Annotated in this window: 16 protein-coding genes; 10 read left to right on the top strand and 6 right to left on the bottom strand. The window is 66.5% G+C overall.

Features of this window, described 5'->3' with window-relative positions:
- The 4 genes from ASC63_RS15420 (at nt 1) to ASC63_RS15405 (ending at nt 3,577) form a co-directional block, all read left to right on the top strand.
- Entirely contained in the window at nt 1–348 is a 348-nt protein-coding gene (locus ASC63_RS15420; protein ID WP_055816388.1) for a DUF6804 family protein, read from the top strand.
- Between the two features lie 39 nt (nt 349–387).
- Nucleotides 388–735 (top strand): DUF488 domain-containing protein, encoded by a 348-nt coding sequence (locus ASC63_RS15415; protein ID WP_055816385.1) that lies wholly within the window; start codon nt 388–390, stop codon nt 733–735.
- Nucleotides 736–929: 194 nt separating this feature from the next.
- The gene (locus tag ASC63_RS15410; RefSeq protein WP_055816382.1) at nt 930–3,119 is read left to right on the top strand and encodes a DEAD/DEAH box helicase; all 2,190 of its coding nucleotides are present in this window, start codon (nt 930–932) and stop codon (nt 3,117–3,119) included.
- Between the two features lie 77 nt (nt 3,120–3,196).
- Nucleotides 3,197–3,577 (top strand): PLD nuclease N-terminal domain-containing protein, encoded by a 381-nt coding sequence (locus ASC63_RS15405; RefSeq protein ID WP_055816379.1) that lies wholly within the window; start codon nt 3,197–3,199, stop codon nt 3,575–3,577.
- 4 nt (nt 3,578–3,581) lie between these two features.
- Here the strand turns inward: ASC63_RS15405 and ASC63_RS15400 are convergent, their stop codons facing one another.
- Nucleotides 3,582–4,205, bottom strand: a complete 624-nt coding sequence (locus ASC63_RS15400) for a response regulator (RefSeq protein ID WP_055816376.1) — start codon at nt 4,203–4,205, stop codon at nt 3,582–3,584.
- On the bottom strand, nt 4,202–5,437 hold the full coding sequence (locus tag ASC63_RS15395; protein WP_157487739.1) for a sensor histidine kinase: 1,236 nt from the start codon (nt 5,435–5,437) through the stop codon (nt 4,202–4,204). Before ASC63_RS15395 ends, ASC63_RS15400 begins: the two co-directional genes overlap by 4 nt.
- Before the next feature lie 95 nt (nt 5,438–5,532).
- On the opposite strand from ASC63_RS15395, the gene ASC63_RS15390 reads away from it, so the two are divergent.
- Nucleotides 5,533–7,167 (top strand): stealth family protein, encoded by a 1,635-nt coding sequence (locus ASC63_RS15390; protein ID WP_082487915.1) that lies wholly within the window; start codon nt 5,533–5,535, stop codon nt 7,165–7,167.
- Here ASC63_RS15390 and ASC63_RS15385 read toward each other — a convergent pair.
- Nucleotides 7,110–8,099 carry a phosphodiesterase gene (locus tag ASC63_RS15385; RefSeq protein ID WP_055816370.1) on the bottom strand — a complete coding sequence of 330 codons (990 nt, stop codon included), beginning with the start codon at nt 8,097–8,099 and terminating at the stop codon, nt 7,110–7,112. The two genes, ASC63_RS15390 and ASC63_RS15385, sit on opposite strands and share 58 nt — an antisense overlap.
- A gap of 129 nt (nt 8,100–8,228) precedes the next feature.
- Here ASC63_RS15385 and ASC63_RS15380 point away from each other — a divergent pair, with 129 nt between their 5' ends.
- The gene (locus ASC63_RS15380) at nt 8,229–9,986 is read left to right on the top strand and encodes a pyruvate dehydrogenase (protein ID WP_055816367.1); all 1,758 of its coding nucleotides are present in this window, start codon (nt 8,229–8,231) and stop codon (nt 9,984–9,986) included.
- A 91-nt stretch (nt 9,987–10,077) separates the two neighbouring features.
- Here the strand turns inward: ASC63_RS15380 and ASC63_RS15375 are convergent, their stop codons facing one another.
- Nucleotides 10,078–10,473 (bottom strand): DUF3224 domain-containing protein, encoded by a 396-nt coding sequence (locus tag ASC63_RS15375; protein WP_055816363.1) that lies wholly within the window; start codon nt 10,471–10,473, stop codon nt 10,078–10,080.
- Between the two features lie 117 nt (nt 10,474–10,590).
- Between ASC63_RS15375 and ASC63_RS15370 the strand changes: the two genes are divergently transcribed.
- The 3 genes from ASC63_RS15370 (at nt 10,591) to zapE (ending at nt 13,373) form a co-directional block, all read left to right on the top strand.
- Nucleotides 10,591–11,223 carry a CYTH domain-containing protein gene (locus ASC63_RS15370; RefSeq protein WP_055816360.1) on the top strand — a complete coding sequence of 211 codons (633 nt, stop codon included), beginning with the start codon at nt 10,591–10,593 and terminating at the stop codon, nt 11,221–11,223.
- 86 nt (nt 11,224–11,309) lie between these two features.
- Nucleotides 11,310–12,335, top strand: a complete 1,026-nt coding sequence (locus ASC63_RS15365) for a 6-phosphofructokinase (protein WP_055816357.1) — start codon at nt 11,310–11,312, stop codon at nt 12,333–12,335.
- Nucleotides 12,336–12,341: 6 nt separating this feature from the next.
- Nucleotides 12,342–13,373 (top strand): cell division protein ZapE, encoded by a 1,032-nt coding sequence (zapE, locus tag ASC63_RS15360; protein ID WP_055816354.1) that lies wholly within the window; start codon nt 12,342–12,344, stop codon nt 13,371–13,373.
- An 8-nt stretch (nt 13,374–13,381) separates the two neighbouring features.
- Here the strand turns inward: zapE and ASC63_RS15355 are convergent, their stop codons facing one another.
- On the bottom strand, nt 13,382–13,828 hold the full coding sequence (locus ASC63_RS15355) for a MarR family winged helix-turn-helix transcriptional regulator (protein ID WP_055816351.1): 447 nt from the start codon (nt 13,826–13,828) through the stop codon (nt 13,382–13,384).
- Between the two features lie 62 nt (nt 13,829–13,890).
- Between ASC63_RS15355 and ASC63_RS15350 the strand changes: the two genes are divergently transcribed.
- Nucleotides 13,891–14,259: a VOC family protein gene (locus tag ASC63_RS15350; RefSeq protein ID WP_055816348.1), complete on the top strand. Its 369-nt coding sequence runs from the start codon at nt 13,891–13,893 to the stop codon at nt 14,257–14,259.
- 103 nt (nt 14,260–14,362) lie between these two features.
- Here ASC63_RS15350 and ASC63_RS15345 read toward each other — a convergent pair whose 3' ends face one another.
- The gene (locus tag ASC63_RS15345; protein WP_055816345.1) at nt 14,363–15,340 is read right to left on the bottom strand and encodes an aldo/keto reductase; all 978 of its coding nucleotides are present in this window, start codon (nt 15,338–15,340) and stop codon (nt 14,363–14,365) included.
- Nucleotides 15,341–15,434 lie beyond the last annotated feature (94 nt).

The raw sequence follows: 15,434 nt of genomic DNA, 5'->3' as shown, positions 1-15,434 counted from the left end.
ATGAGCAACAACAACCGCTATGGGCAATCCGATTTCAGCCGCGCCGCACTTGCGCCCGGACTTCTCGGCGGCATCGTTCTGCTCGCCGGTCTGGCCCTGATCGGCAGCGACTGGTTCACCTTCGTGGAGTATGCCGCGAGCATCTTCGCGCTGATCCTGTGTGTCTTCGCCGGGCAGGCGAAGGCTTGGTGGTGGTACGTGGGGCTCATCCCCATCGCGGTCATCTGGAATCCCGTGTGGCCCCTGACCATCGATGATCTGCTGCTGCGCATTCTGCACATCGTGGGCACCGTGGTTTTCGTGGCCGCCGGCCTCACCATCAAGGTGCCACTCGCTGCCAGGAAGTAGCCCCTCGCCGTTTCTGCGCGGCAGTGACAGAGTGAAGGCATGGCCTTTGTTCTCAAGCGCGTCTACGACGCAGCCGACGCATCCGACGGCTTTCGGGTGCTTGTCGACCGCATCTGGCCGCGGGGGCTCTCGAAACAGAAGGTCGCTCTCGACGAATGGGCCAGGGATGTTGCGCCGAGTAACGAATTGCGTAAGTGGTTCGGGCACGTCGACGAACGTTACGAGGAGTTTCGTGAGCGCTACCGGGTGGAGCTCGACGCGAACGACGCGGTGACGGCGCTGCGCACTCTCGGCACGCAGCACGACACCGTCACCCTGCTCTACTCGGCACACGACGCGGCGCACAACCAGGCCGTGGTGCTGCGTGAGTATCTCACCGAGTCATAAACGGTGCATTGAACGCCGAGATTCGCGTAAACTTATCTCACGCGCGGGTTCACCCGTTCACCGATTCGACACGTCACGTCGGCTTGTTCGCAAGCGCCAGGCCCATCTCGGGCGCTTCGTGTGACGTTGCTCTCATCAGGGCCCCGCGCAGTGCGAGCGTCATTCGCGCCTCGCCCGCCCGCTTACGGAGGATCATGCCGCGTTCCGGTCACCGCACCACGCAGGCCACGCAGACGGCCCAGCGCCGCTCATCGTCGCGCACCCGTCACGCCAATAACGACGGTCTCATCCCGGTGCTCGCGCGCAAGGTGCGCGAGGTCGAGGCGAAGGTGGGCGATGGCAAGAAGCTCGGCCCCACGAACCGCACCAAGTACCAGGTGATCGCCTTCCTCATGCGCGAGGAACGGGCCAGGGCCAAGACCGACCCCACGCTGACGGATGCCGGTCGTGCCGAGCAGCTCAAGCGGCTCGACGGCATCGCGACCATCCTCGCCAAGACCGCGGCACGCGACACCTCGCTCATCGCCCTGCTGGAGAGCGGATCGGCGCCCAGTGAGACGGCGCAGAAGCTGCGCCGCGACTGGCTGCTCGAATCCGGTACCGAACTCAGCCCCGACGACCTCATCATCACCTCCGAGCGGCCGCAGCCCAAGCAGGAATCGGTTGTTCCTCCCGAACTCGCCGAGAAGCAGGTCATTCCGCAATCGGTGAAGGCCAGGCAGCTCTCCAATCCGTTTCTCGCGCCGGACTTCTCACGTGCGGCCTCGAGCACGCCCGCACCTCGGCGCAGGCTCGACTCCTGGGAACTGCTCGGCCCCCTGTTCAAGTCGTTCGAATACGGCTCGGGCGGCCAGGCCGCCAGCATGGAGCTGCCGCCCGCACCCGCGATAGATAGATATTCCCCGCACGGCATGGAACTGATGAAGCACCAGGCGCAGCTCGTCGAGAGCGTACGCCTCGGGCACCGCAGCTTTCTGCTCGCGGACGAGCCCGGTCTCGGAAAGACGGCGCAGTCTGTGCTCGCCGCATCGGTCGCCGGTGCGTACCCGCTGCTCGCCGTGGTACCGAACGTCGTCAAGATGAACTGGGCGCGCGAGGTGGAGCGCTGGACCCCGCATCGCCGGGCCACCGTGATTCACGGCGACGGTGAGGGGCTCGATGCCTTCGCCGACATCGTGATCGTCAACTACGAGGTGCTCGACCGGCACCTGGCCTGGCTGAGCAAACTCGGTTTCAAGGGCATGGTCGTCGACGAGGCGCACTTCATCAAGAACCTGCACTCGCAGCGCTCCAAGTACGTGCTCGGCCTGGCCGAGGCGATCAGGGCGTCGGCGCCGGCGGGCAACCCGCTGCTGATGGCGCTCACCGGAACGCCGCTGATCAACGACATCGACGACTTCAGGGCCATCTGGCAGCTGCTCGGCTGGATCGACGGCACAAAGCCGACTCGTGCGCTCATGGAGAAGCTCGAGGAGACCGAGCTGACGCCCGCCGATCTCGGGTTCTACTCCGCCGCCCGCTCCGCGGTCATCGACATGGGCATCGTGCGGCGCAGAAAGCTCGACGTTGCTGCCGACCTGCCGAGCCGTCGCGTCGTCGACCTGCCGGTCGAACTCGACGACGAGCTCGGGCGTTCCATTCGCGACTCCGAACACAAGCTCGCCGAGAGGCTGGTGGCGCGTTACAAGCGAGCCGCGGCATCCGGAGTGCACGAATCGTTCGACGGCGACAGCGACGCCCGTCGAGAGCAGCTCATTCGCATGGTGGCGCACGCCGAGCTCGAGGAGTCGAAGTCGGCGAAGACCGGCGAGAACGTCTTCACCATGGTGCGCAAGATCGGCCAGGCCAAGGCGCACCTCGCCTCGGACTACGCGGCGCAGTTGGCGCGCTCGGTGGGCAAGGTCGTGTTCTTCGCCAAGCACATCGACGTGATGGATGCCGCGGAAGAGGCCTTCGCCGCCCGCGATCTGCGCACGATCTCCATTCGTGGCGACCAGACCGCGATTGCCCGGCAGAAGGAGATCGACGCGTTCAACAACGATCCGGATGTCGCTGTGGCAGTGTGCTCGTTGACCGCCGCTGGCGTCGGCCTCAACCTGCAGGCCGCCTCCAACGTGGTGCTCGCCGAGCTGTCGTGGACGGCCGCCGAGCAGACGCAGGCCATCGACCGCGTGCACCGCATCGGCCAGGAGGAGCCGGTGACCGCCTGGCGCATCATCGCCGCCCAGACCATCGACGCCAAGATCGCCGAGCTCATCGACTCCAAGCAGGGGCTCGCCGCCCGTGCGCTTGACGGCTCGGATGTCGAGCCCGGCTCGGCGGATTCGGTGCAGCTCGACGCGCTGATCGGCCTGCTGAGCGACGCGCTCGGGGTCGGTCGCTGAGCCTGCCCGGCTTCGGATTCGGCCACTGAGCTCGTCGGGGTGCGATCCCTATCGCACAACTCAATAGACTGTGGCGCATGTACGCGTTGCTCTCCGTCGTATTCCTCCTGGTCATCGTCGGCGCCCTGATCGACATCATCACGAGGCAGGACGGGCAGATACGGTACCTGCCGAAGGTGGTGTGGATTCTGCTCGTGGTGTTCCTGCCACTTATCGGCAGCATCCTGTGGTTCACCATCGGCCGTGAATACAGTGCGCCCGTCGATCGGGGCGGGTTCGGCGACCCGCGCCGCAGCGAGCCGGCGGTTGTTCCGCGGCACGAGACTCGCGTTTCGCACCCGCGAACCACGGAGGAGGAGCTGGCTGCGCTGGAACGCGAGATCGAGTTCCACACGCAGCAGGATCGCATCCGGCGTCTCGAGGCCGAACTGGAGAAGCGCCGCAAGAGCGCCGAATAGGTGCTCAGCTGCGGATGAGGCCCAGTTCGCGCGCCTTCGCCACCGCGAGCGTGCGGGAGGTCACGCCAAGCTTGGTGAAGATGTGCACGAGATGCGACTTCACCGTCGCCTCGCTCAGGAAGAGCTCGCGGCCGATGTCCCTGTTCGAATGACCGGATGCGACGAGCCCGAGCACCTCGGTCTCGCGGCGGCTCAGTGTGGTCTCCGGGGAGCGGCCGCGGTCATCGAGGCGTGTCGCGATCGACGGCGCCAGGGCGCTCTCGCCGGCCGCGGCCGCGCGCACTGCCGCGATGAGCTCGGCGGGTGGGGCATCCTTCAGCAGATATCCGCTGGCGCCGGCCTCGACGGCGCCGAGGATGTCGGCATCCGTGTCGTAGTTGGTGAGGATGAGTACGCGAGGGGCATCGTCGGCCGCTCGGATCATGCGGGTTGCCTCGGCACCGTGCATGCCTCCGCCGAACTGCAGGTCCATGAGCACGACGTCGGGCCGCAGCCGGGCCGTGAGTTCGACCGATTCCTGCGCGCTCGCAGCCTCGCCGATCACCTCGAGCCCGTCCTCCATGCTGAAGAGTGCGCGCAGCCCGGCGCGCACCACCGGATGATCGTCGGCGAGCAGAAGGCGAATCATGACGTTCCCCCTTCTGGTATGGTCTGCGGCGCTGCGGGGGCGGCCGCGAGCGGGAACGAGACGGCGACGGCCGTGCCGTTGCCCGGGCTCGACTCTACGACGGCAGCCCCGCCGAGCTGGGCCACCCGGCCTCGCATCGCCTCGAGCCCGAACGATTCCTGGTGCTCGCCCCGTGTATGCCCGGCGGTTCGCGGGGTGAATCCACGCCCGTCATCGACGATGTCGAGGCTCACCGCGTCGACCATGTAGCTCAGGGTGAGTTCGGCCTGACTCGCCTCCGCGTGTTGCACGACATTGGCGAGCGAGCCCTGTGCCACCCGCAGCAGCGCGGTCTCGACGGTCATCGGCAGGGTCACGGAGTCGCCGCTCACCCGCAGGTTCACGCTCAGGCCAGATGCCTGTGCCGTCGTTGCCGCCAGGCGCTGCAGCGCGCCCTCGATGCTCTGCTCCTGAAGCGCGGGTGGGGTGAGCTCGCGGATGAAGCGTCGGGTCTCGGCAAGGTTGGTCGCCGCCGTCTCGCGCGCGAGACGCACGTGCTCGATGGCCGGATGCGTCGCATCCGCCCGCTCGACGGCATGCAGCAGCAGCTGGATGCTCGAAAGGCCCTGCGCGACGGTGTCGTGAATCTCGCGTGCGAGCCGGGCACGCTCGGCGAGGATGCCGGCCTCGCGTTCGGTGGCGGCGAGCTGCGTGCGGGTGGCGATGAGATCTGCGATGAGCGCCTCACGTTCGTGTGCCTCGCGGAACAGCGCCGCGTATCCGAGACCGATGACGACGGAGACGGCCGCCCCGATCACCGGACCGAGCACTCCGCCGATGCTCCAGCCGGTGTGCAGCGCGAGCAGCACTATCGCGCCGGCTGTGGAAACGGCGACAGCGAGCACATTCCACGGCCAGGCTATGAGATGCAGGAACAGGAAGAACAGCGGGAAGACGAGGAACGCGGCATCCGGGGTGAGGCAGGCCATCCCGAGCCATTCGATGCCGAGCGCGGTCAGCCAGAGCCAGCGTGGCGCGCGCCTGCGCGACTGACGCAGCGCCGGGCCGCCCACCGCGTACGTCACCAGAAACAGGCACCCCAGCGCGATGATCGCGCCCGGCTTCGACCATGCACCCGTCTCGGCGACGGCGATGGATGCGCGCAGCAGCACGAACAGCGTGAGCCCGATGACAAGCACGTGCAGGCCCACGCGCATCGCCGTGAAGACGGGGGTGAGAGCGGAATGGTTCATCGTGGTCAGCCTAGCCAGCACACCCGCGGCGGGCATCCATCGAAAGTCGGGTTACGGTAGGCAGAGGATCGGCAGAATCATCTGAGGGGAGTCACATGGCAGGAAGCAGTGCGACGTTCAACGTGGCGCTCGAGCCGTCGCTCGAGCCGCTGGAACCCGGCGAAGAATTCGGTGCTCAGACGGGTGTCGATCCGGCCCCACGCTCGTGGCCACAGACCCATGGTCGCTCTGATGTGCTCGTGCGCAAGGGCGTCGCGCATCTCGTCAATCGACGCCTCACCCCGCACCAGGCGATGGTCGATGATCTGCTCTTCGTCGCCGACGTGCTGCGTTCCGCCGGCCTCCACTTCTATCTCGTGCGCGGCAATGACGAACGCCCGGTCATCGCCGTCGACGCCGCCCTGCGCGCCCGCATCGAGCGCGCGCTCGCCGAAGCCTGCGCGGACGAACCGATGTACGCCAAACGGGCGGATGCCAAGAAACCGCCTGTGCTGCTGGCCGACGGTTCGCTCTCCTCCAGCCGCAAGGCCCGGCTGTTCCGTCTCTATCGACCGCGCCTCGAGCCGTTCGGCGGTCTCAGTTACGGTTCGTCGATGGGCGTCGAACTGCAGCTTTGGACCTTCGGCGATGACCTGATCGACTGCGGCGTCGAGAACTCATTGACCAGGCGCATGCTGCCCCGCACGGAAGCGGCCCCCGCCACGGTGGAGCTCTATGGCGTGCGCTGGGATACCCTGCGGGGCATGTTCGACCCGCACGCCTCCGATGTGCTCTTCGACATCGACATGGTGTTCTCCTGGGTCGACGGCAGCGATCCGGAGTTCCAGCGCCGTTGGGCCGAGCGCATGAAGGGGCAGACGGTCGGCGAGGGAGATGACGCTGACGCGCGTTACCGGCAGATCGATGAACTCAAGTACGCTCTGCGCTCGATCTATCTCTTCGCTCCATGGGTGCGTCGAATCTTCATCGTCACGGACTCGCGCCGACCGGAGTGGCTGGCCGAGCATCCGAGCGTCACGATCGTGCGCAGCGAGGAGTTCTTCTCGAATCCGGATGCGTTGCCCACCCACAACTCGCAGGCCGTCGAGAGCCAGCTTCAGCACATTCCGGGACTCAGCGAACACTTCATCTATTCCAATGACGACATGTTCTTCGGTCGGCCGGTGCAACCGGGAATGTTCTTCTCCTCCGGTGGGGTGACGAAGTTCATTGAGGCGGGCATCCGCATCGGTATGGGGGAGAGCGACCCGACGCGCAGCGGCTTCGAGAACTCAGCGCGAGTCAATCGTCGACTGCTGCGCGAGCGCTTCGGCACGGTGATCACCCGACACCTCGAGCATGCGGCGACACCGCTGCGCAAGAGCGTGCTGCTTCAGATGGAGCAGGAATTCCCGGACGAATTCGCTCGCACTCAGGCGAGCACCTTTCGCGCCTCCGACAACATCTCGGTCACCAATTCGCTGTACCACTACTACGCGCTCATGACCGGGCGGGCGGTGCATCAGCAGGCCGCGCGGGTCGGCTACGTCGACACCACGTCCAGGGCGGGTCTGGCCGCGCTGCCGGGCATGCTCAAGCGACGCGCCACCGACTTCTTCTGTCTCAACGACGGCAGTTTTCCCGAGGTGCCCGCGGCCGAACGTGCCGAGCTGGTACAGGGCTTTCTGTCTCGCTACTTTGCGATTCCGGCGCCGTGGGAGAACGTACTCGCTGAGAACGCCGGCGACTGAAGCGTCAATGGTTCCTCGTGCAGGGGGTCGTGAGGCGTCGCATCCGGAATGATCACGCCGTCTTCGCTCAGCAGGCGTGCGCTCTCCTCAGCGCTGACATACGACAGCGACGGGAACTGCCCGACGGGAACGACCGAATGCAACACGGTGTTCTCGTAGACGTGCACGAGATTGAACGACTGGGCACCGTCGCGGCCCCTGGTTCCGCCGACGGGCACGTTCAGATCCTGGGTGTAGCAGGTGGCGGATGCGACGGAGACGGGAATGCCGGCGAACGTCGCATTCGTCGAGTAGTGCAGATGCCCGGCGATGATGCCGCGCACATCGGAGCCCTCCAGCACCTCCGCCAACGACGCCTGATGGCGCAGCTCCACGGAGACCGCGAGCTGCAGAACGCTGGGAACCGGAGGGTGGTGCATGGCGAGGATCGTGCCGTGCGGGGCGGGAATGGCCAGTTCCTCGGCGAGCCAGTCGAGCTGGGCACTGGTGACCTCGCCGTAGTGGTGGCCGGGCACGCTTGAGTCGAGGGCTATGACGCGCAGACCGTTCACGTCGTGCACCCGATCGATGGGGGCGGCGGAGCGCAGCTGGCCCAACAGGCTCTCCCGAAAGGCGCCGCGGTCGTCGTGGTTGCCCATCACCCAGATCACCTCGGCGCCCATGCGGGCCGCGGCGGGCTCCACGATGGAGCGCAGCTTTCGGTAGGCGTCCGGCTCGCCCTTGTCAGCAAGATCGCCGGTGAGCACTATTGCCTCGGGGCGGGCGTATGAGGCCTCCAGCTCGTCGAAGAGGCGTCGCAGGTGGCTCTCGGCGTTCACGCTGTCGTACAGTAGGCCGTCGGCGGCGAGCAGATGCGTATCGCTCAGGTGCAGGAGAAAGTGATTCGGTCGCGGATACTCCGCGACCCGGTGCGCCGGTTCCGGGCTGCTCATGCCCCCATCACAGCAGCAGCGGATGGCCGAGAGCTGAACTGCGCGCGGCGCGTTGGAACTTTGCCCACGGTTTTGCGGATCGAGTCGGCCTTGCTTCCCGAAAGCATCGGGGCCGGGTTGAATGGCCTTATGGGAACAACAGTCGCCGACCAACTCGTGCAGCAACTCATTCAGGCGGGCGTTCACCGCATCTACGGCATCGTGGGCGACAGCCTGAACCCGGTGGTGGATTCGGTGCGGCGAACGGGGGGATCGGCGAAGGGCGGCATCGACTGGGTGCACGTGCGCAACGAGGAGGCTGCGGCATTCGCCGCCGGCGCCGAGGCTCAGCTCACGGGCGAGCTGGCGGTATGCGCGGGCAGCTGCGGCCCCGGCAACCTGCACCTCATCAACGGGCTCTACGACGCCCACCGCTCCGGCGCGAAGGTGCTGGCGATCGCCAGCCACATTCCCAGTGCGCAGATCGGCAGCGAATACTTTCAGGAGACCCACCCGGATCGACTCTTCGTCGAATGCTCCAACTACTGCGAGCTGATCTCGACGGCCGAGCAGTCGCCGCGAGTCGTCAACTCGGCCCTGCGGCACGCCATCGGCCTCGGCGGTGTCGCCGTGATCTCGCTTCCCGGAGACATCGCCGAACTCGACGCCGTGGGCGAGGCCCCCGCGCTCGTCATCCCGAGTGCGCCATCCCTGGTGCCCGATGAGGCGGATGTGCGCGGGCTGGCGGATGCGCTCAACAAAGCGAAGCGCGTCGCGATCTTTGCGGGCGCCGGCGTGGAGGGCCTGCACGACGAGGTTGTCGCATTCGCCGATCTTCTCGCGGCGCCGGTGGGGCACACGCTGCGTGGCAAGGAGTGGATACAGTACGACAACCCCTTCGACGTGGGCATGACCGGCCTGCTCGGTTATGGGGCGGCGCACGACGGCATCCACGACGCCGATCTGCTGATTCTGCTCGGGACCGATTTTCCGTACACCCAGTTTCTGCCGAACGACGGCAGCGTGATTGTGGCGCAGATCGACGAACGGCCCGAGAATCTCGGAAGGCGCGCGAGCGTGCACATCCCGGTGCACGGGGGTGTCGGACCGACCATCGCCGCTCTGACGCCGCTCGTGCAGCGCAAGAAGGATCGCAAGTTTCTCGACAAGACGCTCAAGCGTCATCAGAAGCTGCTCGGAAGCGTGGTGGGGGCTTACGCGAAGAATGTCGAGAAGAAGACCCCTATCCATCCGGAGTTCGCCGCGTCGCTCCTCGACGACGTCGCCGCCGATGACGCGATCTTTACGGCGGACACGGGTATGTGCAATGTGTGGACGGCCCGGTACATCAACCCCAATGGCCGCCGCAGGCTGATCGGCTCATTTCTGCACGGGTCCATGGCCAATGCGCTGCCGCAGGCGGTGGGCGCGCAGCTCAGCCACCGCGGGCGCCAGGTGATCTCGGTCTCGGGCGACGGAGGGTTGTCGATGCTCATGGGCGAGCTCGTTACGGTCGCCGCTTACAAGCTGCCGGTGAAGATCGTGGTGTTCAACAACTCCACGCTCGGCCTGGTCAAGGTGGAGATGCTCGTCGACGGCTTCCCCGACTTCGGTGTGGATGTGCCGATGGTGGACTACGCGGCCGTCGCGAATGCGCTCGGAATCTTCGGTCAGCGGGTGGAGAAGCCTACCGAGATCAAGACCGCGCTCGAGGCGGCATTTGCGCACGACGGGCCGGCCCTCGTCGATCTCGTGACGGATCCGCTTGCGCTTTCGCTGCCGCCCACCATCACCGGGGAGCAGCTACGCGGCTTCGCGCTCGCCATGTCCAAGGTCGTGATGAACGGCGGCGTGGGCGAGGCCGTCAAGCTCGCCAAGACGAACGTGCGCAACATTCCGCGCCCGTAGTCGCCGCTGGTTGAGGAGAGGTCGACGAAGGAGGCCTCGTCTCGAAACCATGGCCGCGCGCGCAGGTTTCGAGACGCTCGTTCCTCGCTCCTCAACCAGCGGTGGTGAGCGTGAAGACGAAGTATGGCCCGCGGTCGTCGTGCACGATGCGCGCCTGCCCGGCGAAGGCGGCGAAATCGCCCGTGCCCGTTCCGGCAATGATGTAGCCGAAAGCAGAATCGTCGCTCGGATGCTGTAGCGCGCCGTGGTGCACCGTGAAGGACCCGCTTCGGCCGTCCTCCAGGCGCCCGGTGATGCGCTCGGCCGCCAGATAACCGCGGCTCGCCTCGTCGCCTGACGACACGAAATGTGCCACGCTCTCGCCGATGAGCCCTTCGGTGTATGCCTTGCGCATGGTGACCGCACCCACCCAGTCATCGCCGAGGCCGGGCAATTCAACCGGGTCCCAGCCGTTCACCTCGAAGCGCGCAGTGATTGTCTCTGGCATGCGTTCACTCTAGGTTCGTGCGCGGCCACGTCTCTTGTACTTTCGCGACGCATCCGTCAGACATCGGGTGGCGTTCAACGATTCGCAACAGGCGCCGCACTGCGCTAAACAAGGTGCATGCCCCACCACAGCCAGATTGAGATCGAGCGCAAGTATGACGTCGATGCCGAGACGGTCGTTCCCGACCTCGTCGGTATCGGCGCGATAGCTGTAGCTGAGCCCGCCCAGAGAACCGAGCTGCTGGCCGTCTACTTCGACACGCCCGATCTGCGGCTCGGCGCCGCGCGCATGGCGCTGCGCCGCCGGGAGGGCGGGGCGGATGCCGGCTGGCACCTCAAGATCGCCCGTGCCGGTGCCGAGGGGCGCACCGAACTGCACTGGCCACTGACCGATACCGATGTCGTTCCGGATGAGGTGCGCGCCGAGGTGCGGGAGATCGTGGGCGATGCCGAGCTGGCCGCCGTCGCCCGGGTGGCGAATACGCGCCTGACCGTGCGCCTGCTCGATGCTGCGGGGCATCCGCTCGCCGAGCTGTGTGACGACCATGTGCACGCCGACGACCTGCGTGCCGGTGTCACGCGCGACTGGCGCGAATGGGAGGTTGAGCTGCTGGCCGCCGCGCCGAATTCGGCGAAGAAGCGCGCGGCACTGCTAGACGCCGTGGAGCAGGCCGTGCTCGAGACGGGCGCACGGGCATCCGTCAGCTCATCGAAGGTCGCCCGGGCGCTGGGCATCGACCCGCTCGGCTGAGCCGGGTTCACAGCGTCAGATTTGGGGCAAAGGCCCCGGTTCCGGCAAGATCATGTCGGGGAAGAAACGTGTAGGAGCCACACATCATGAAGATCGGAATTCTCACCAGCGGTGGAGACTGCCCTGGACTGAACGCGGTCATTCGCGGTGCGGTGCTCAAGGGCGTGCGCGTGCACGACGACGAGTTCGCCGGGTTCCGCTACGGATGGCGCGGTGTTGTCAACGGCGATCTCATGGAGCTTGACCGGCACAGCGTGCGTGGGCTCTCCCGCCAGGGCGGCACGATTCTGGGCTCCAGCCGCACCAATCCCTTCGAGAACAACGGCGGGCCCGAGAACATTCAGCGCGTGCTCGACGAGAACGGCATCGACGCCATCATCGCCATCGGCGGTGAGGGCACACTGACGGCGGCCCGTAGGCTCACCGATGCCGGCATCAAGATCGTGGGCGTTCCCAAGACCATCGATAACGATCTGGCCGCCACCGACTACTCCTTCGGCTTCGACACGGCTGTGGAGATCGCCACCGAGTCCATCGACCGGCTGCGTACGACCGCCGAATCGCACCAGCGCTGCATGATCGTGGAGGTCATGGGCCGCCACGTGGGCTGGATCGCCCTGCATTCGGGCATGGCCGGCGGCGCGCACGCGATTCTCATTCCCGAGCAGCCGCAGTCCATCGAGCAGATTTGCGAGTGGGTCGAGAGCGTGCGCGACCGCGGGCGTGCGCCGGTCGTCGTGGTCTCCGAGGGTTTCCACCTCAACACGATGGAGGAGGCGCACTCGCACAAGGGTCTGGATGCCTTCGACCGGCCGCGACTCGGCGGTATCGGAGAGCTGCTGGCGCCGATGATCGAGGCGCGCACCGGCATCGAATCGCGCGCGACGGTGATCGGGCACGTGCAGCGCGGCGGTGCGCCGAGCGCCTACGACCGCGTTCTGGCGACGCGATTGGGCATGGCCGCGATCGACGCCGTGCAGGAGGAACGCTGGGGCAGCATGGTCTCCCTGCGGGGCACGGATGTCGTCAACGTGAGCATCGCGGAGGCCACGGGCGGTCTCAACACGGTTCCGCAATATCGCTACGACGAGGCCGCCCTGCTCTTCGGCTAATTTCCTGTGCCCATCGATCCGGCCTTTGAGTCCGCGGCAGTGGCATCCGGCTTCGCCCTCGATGCCGACCAGTCTCGTGTCGCCCGCAGGCTGACCCGGCTCGGCTCTGAACTGCAGGGCACGGGTGGCACGGCCCCGCGCGGCGTCTACCTCTGGGGCCCCGCCGGCCGCGGCAAGACGTGGCTGCTCGACACCTTCGTGGCGACGCTGCCGGCGGGAGCCGTGCGGCGCATCCACTTTCACGGCTTCTTTCGTCAACTGCACGAGAGCATCCAGCGCAATCGGGAGCATTCGGATGCCGGTGCGAGCGCCATCGAGGCCGCCGTCGACGAACTGCTTGGGGGAGCGTCGCTGCTGCACTTCGAGGAATTCCACGTGCACGACTCGGGCAATGCAGCGCTTCTCGTGCGGCTGCTGGAGACGCTCTTCGAGAAGGGGGTGACGTTCGTGGCGAGCTCCAACTATGCACCGACCGAGCTCTTTGCTGACCCGAACTTCCACTATGTGTTCAGGCCGGGGATCGCGCTGATCATGCGACACCTCGATGTGCTCGCGCTCGACGGGGGAGTCGACTACCGGCGCGAGGCCGGCGAGGCCGCGCGACGGCTCGGCTTCGCGCGTGGGCGCTGGTTCACCTCCGCATCGGGCGGTGAGCCGGCGGATGCGGTGCCGCGGCACCCGCAGCCCGACGAGGCCGTCGTGCTCACAGTCGACGGGCGCAGCATCCGGGCGCGCCGGGCACACGACGGCGAGGTGTGGTTCGCCTTCGCCGAACTGCTGGAGGCAAGCACCGCGGTGAGCGACTACTTGGCATTGTGTATGCGATTCGACTCATGGGTGCTTGATGATGTGCCCGATTTCGCGCACGCATCCGCCGGTGCCAGGCAGCGTTTCGTCAACCTCATCGACGTGCTGTGCGACCTCGGCATCGAGTTGCGCGTGATCGCCGCGACGCCCCGCGAGGCGCTCGCCGCCGTAGCCGATCTGCCCGCCGACATGCCGCGCACCCTGAGCCGCCTCGCGATGCTGTCGCCCTAGCCGCTTCGTTACGCCTGCCCCAGCGATTCAACGCAGAACGTCAGAAAGAGCCGGAACCGCTCTTCGTCGTCGGCGTGGAGCTGTGATCGCATCCGATCCTCCACCGCTTTCACCGCGGCGCTGGCGGTGGCAAGGCGTCGTCGGCCAAGGGGGGTCAGCCGGGTCGGTAATACGCGGCCGGAGGGGGGTGCCTCTGGGCGCGAGACGGATCCGTCGCGCTCGAGGGACTGCAGAAGAACATTCATCGCCTGGCGTGTCACGAAAGCACCCCTGGCCAGCTCCGAGTTGGAGAGGCCGGGGCGTTGTGCAAGGAGTTCCAGGCAGGAGTAGTGCGTGATAGTCATGCCCAGCGGGCGCAGCACGGCCTCCATCGCAGTGCGCAATGCGCTCGCGGCCTCCTTCAGCAGATAACCCAGGGAGGTGTTCAGCTCGACTCCGGAACCGTCTTGACTCATGTCAACAGTCTGACATAGAGTGATTAATGTCAATAAGTTGACATACGATTAAGGAGCACATTATGTCCGTTACCGGACCCGACTTCATCTCTCTGCAGGTGCGCGACCTCGAGCGCTCCGCAGCCTTCTACACGCGTTATCTGGGGCTCACCCGCTCGCAGGCCGGCCCGCCTCACGCTGTCGTGTTCGATACCAAGCCGGTCGCTTTCGCCGTGCGCGATCTTGTTCCCGGCGTCGACCTCGACTCGACACCGCAGCCCGGCCTCGGAATCGCCCTGTGGTTGCATGCGACTGACACGCAAGGCATTCACGATGCTCTCGCCGCCGCAGGCGTTCCGATCACGTCCGTACCGATCGATGGGCCCTTCGGACGCACCTTCACCTTCGCCGACCCCGACGGCTACCAGATCACCCTTCACGACCGCGCCTGAGGCGTTCATTCCGTCGCAGGGATGACGATTTCCGTGGATGCATCCGGCCAGCGTTGACGAATGGCCATCGACGCGGGCAGCGAGACGAGCCGGCGCGCGGCTCTCAGACCGCCGCGAGGGTATGTGGCACGTACGGCTCCTCAAGCGTGGCCACCTCGTCGGCGGTGAGCGTGATGTCGAGGGCGGCCAGCGCGTCCTCGAGGTGCTGCGGCTTGGTGGTACCGACGATGGGGGAGCTCACGACGGGGCGCTGCAGCACCCAGGCGAGGGCGATCTGGGCGCGTGGAACGCCGCGTGCCTCGGCAACACGGCCGACGGCATCCACCACCCGCTTGTCAGCTTGTTCGGTGGCGGCGTAGAGCGAGCCGATCACCGGGTCACCCGAGGTGCGCGCGGTGGCCTCGCCCCATTCACGCGTGAGGGTTCCGCGGGCGAGCGGGCTCCACGGCAGCACGCCAACGCCCTGATCGAGACAGAACGGATGCATCTCTCGCTCTTCTTCGCGATTGAGCAGGTTGTAGTGATCCTGCATCGAGACGAAGCGGGTCCAGCCGTGCAGATCGGCCGTGTACTGCGCCTTCGCGAACTGCCAGGCGTACATGGATGAGGCGCCGATGTAGCGCACCTTGCCGGCGCGCACCAGGTCGTGCAGGGCCTCCATGGTCTCCTCGATCGGCACCGTCGCATCCCAGCGGTGAATCTGGTAGAGGTCAACATAGTCGGTGCCGAGCCGGCGCAGGCTGTCGTCGATCGACGACATGATGTGGGCCCGCGAGAGCCCGCCGCCGTTCGGTCCCGGGCGCATGCGCATGAAGACCTTCGTGGCGATGACCACCTCGTCCCGCGTGGCGAAATCGGCCAGCGCGCGCCCCACGATCTCCTCGCTCGAGCCGAGTGAGTACATGTTCGCGGTATCGAAGGTGGTGATGCCCGCCTCGAGCGCGCGTTTGATGAACGGTCGGCTCTCCTCCTCGGGCAGCGACCACGGATGCGTGCCCCGCAGTGGCTCGCCGAAACTCATGCACCCGAGAGTGAGGGCGGAGACTTCGAGGCCGCTGGAACCGAGTTTGTGAGTCTGCATTCCCCAAGGCTATCGGGCCGAGGAGGGAATATTCCGGCCCCGCGGAGCGTCGTTGTGGAGGGCATACTTCGCATGGCGGATGCCGCGCCTCGGC

The sequence above is a fragment of the Leifsonia sp. Root112D2 genome (assembly GCF_001424905.1).
Taxonomy (GTDB): Bacteria; Actinomycetota; Actinomycetes; order Actinomycetales; family Microbacteriaceae; genus Root112D2.
Note: the sequence above shows the minus strand (reverse complement) of the source record. Positions and strands in the feature narration are given on the sequence as shown.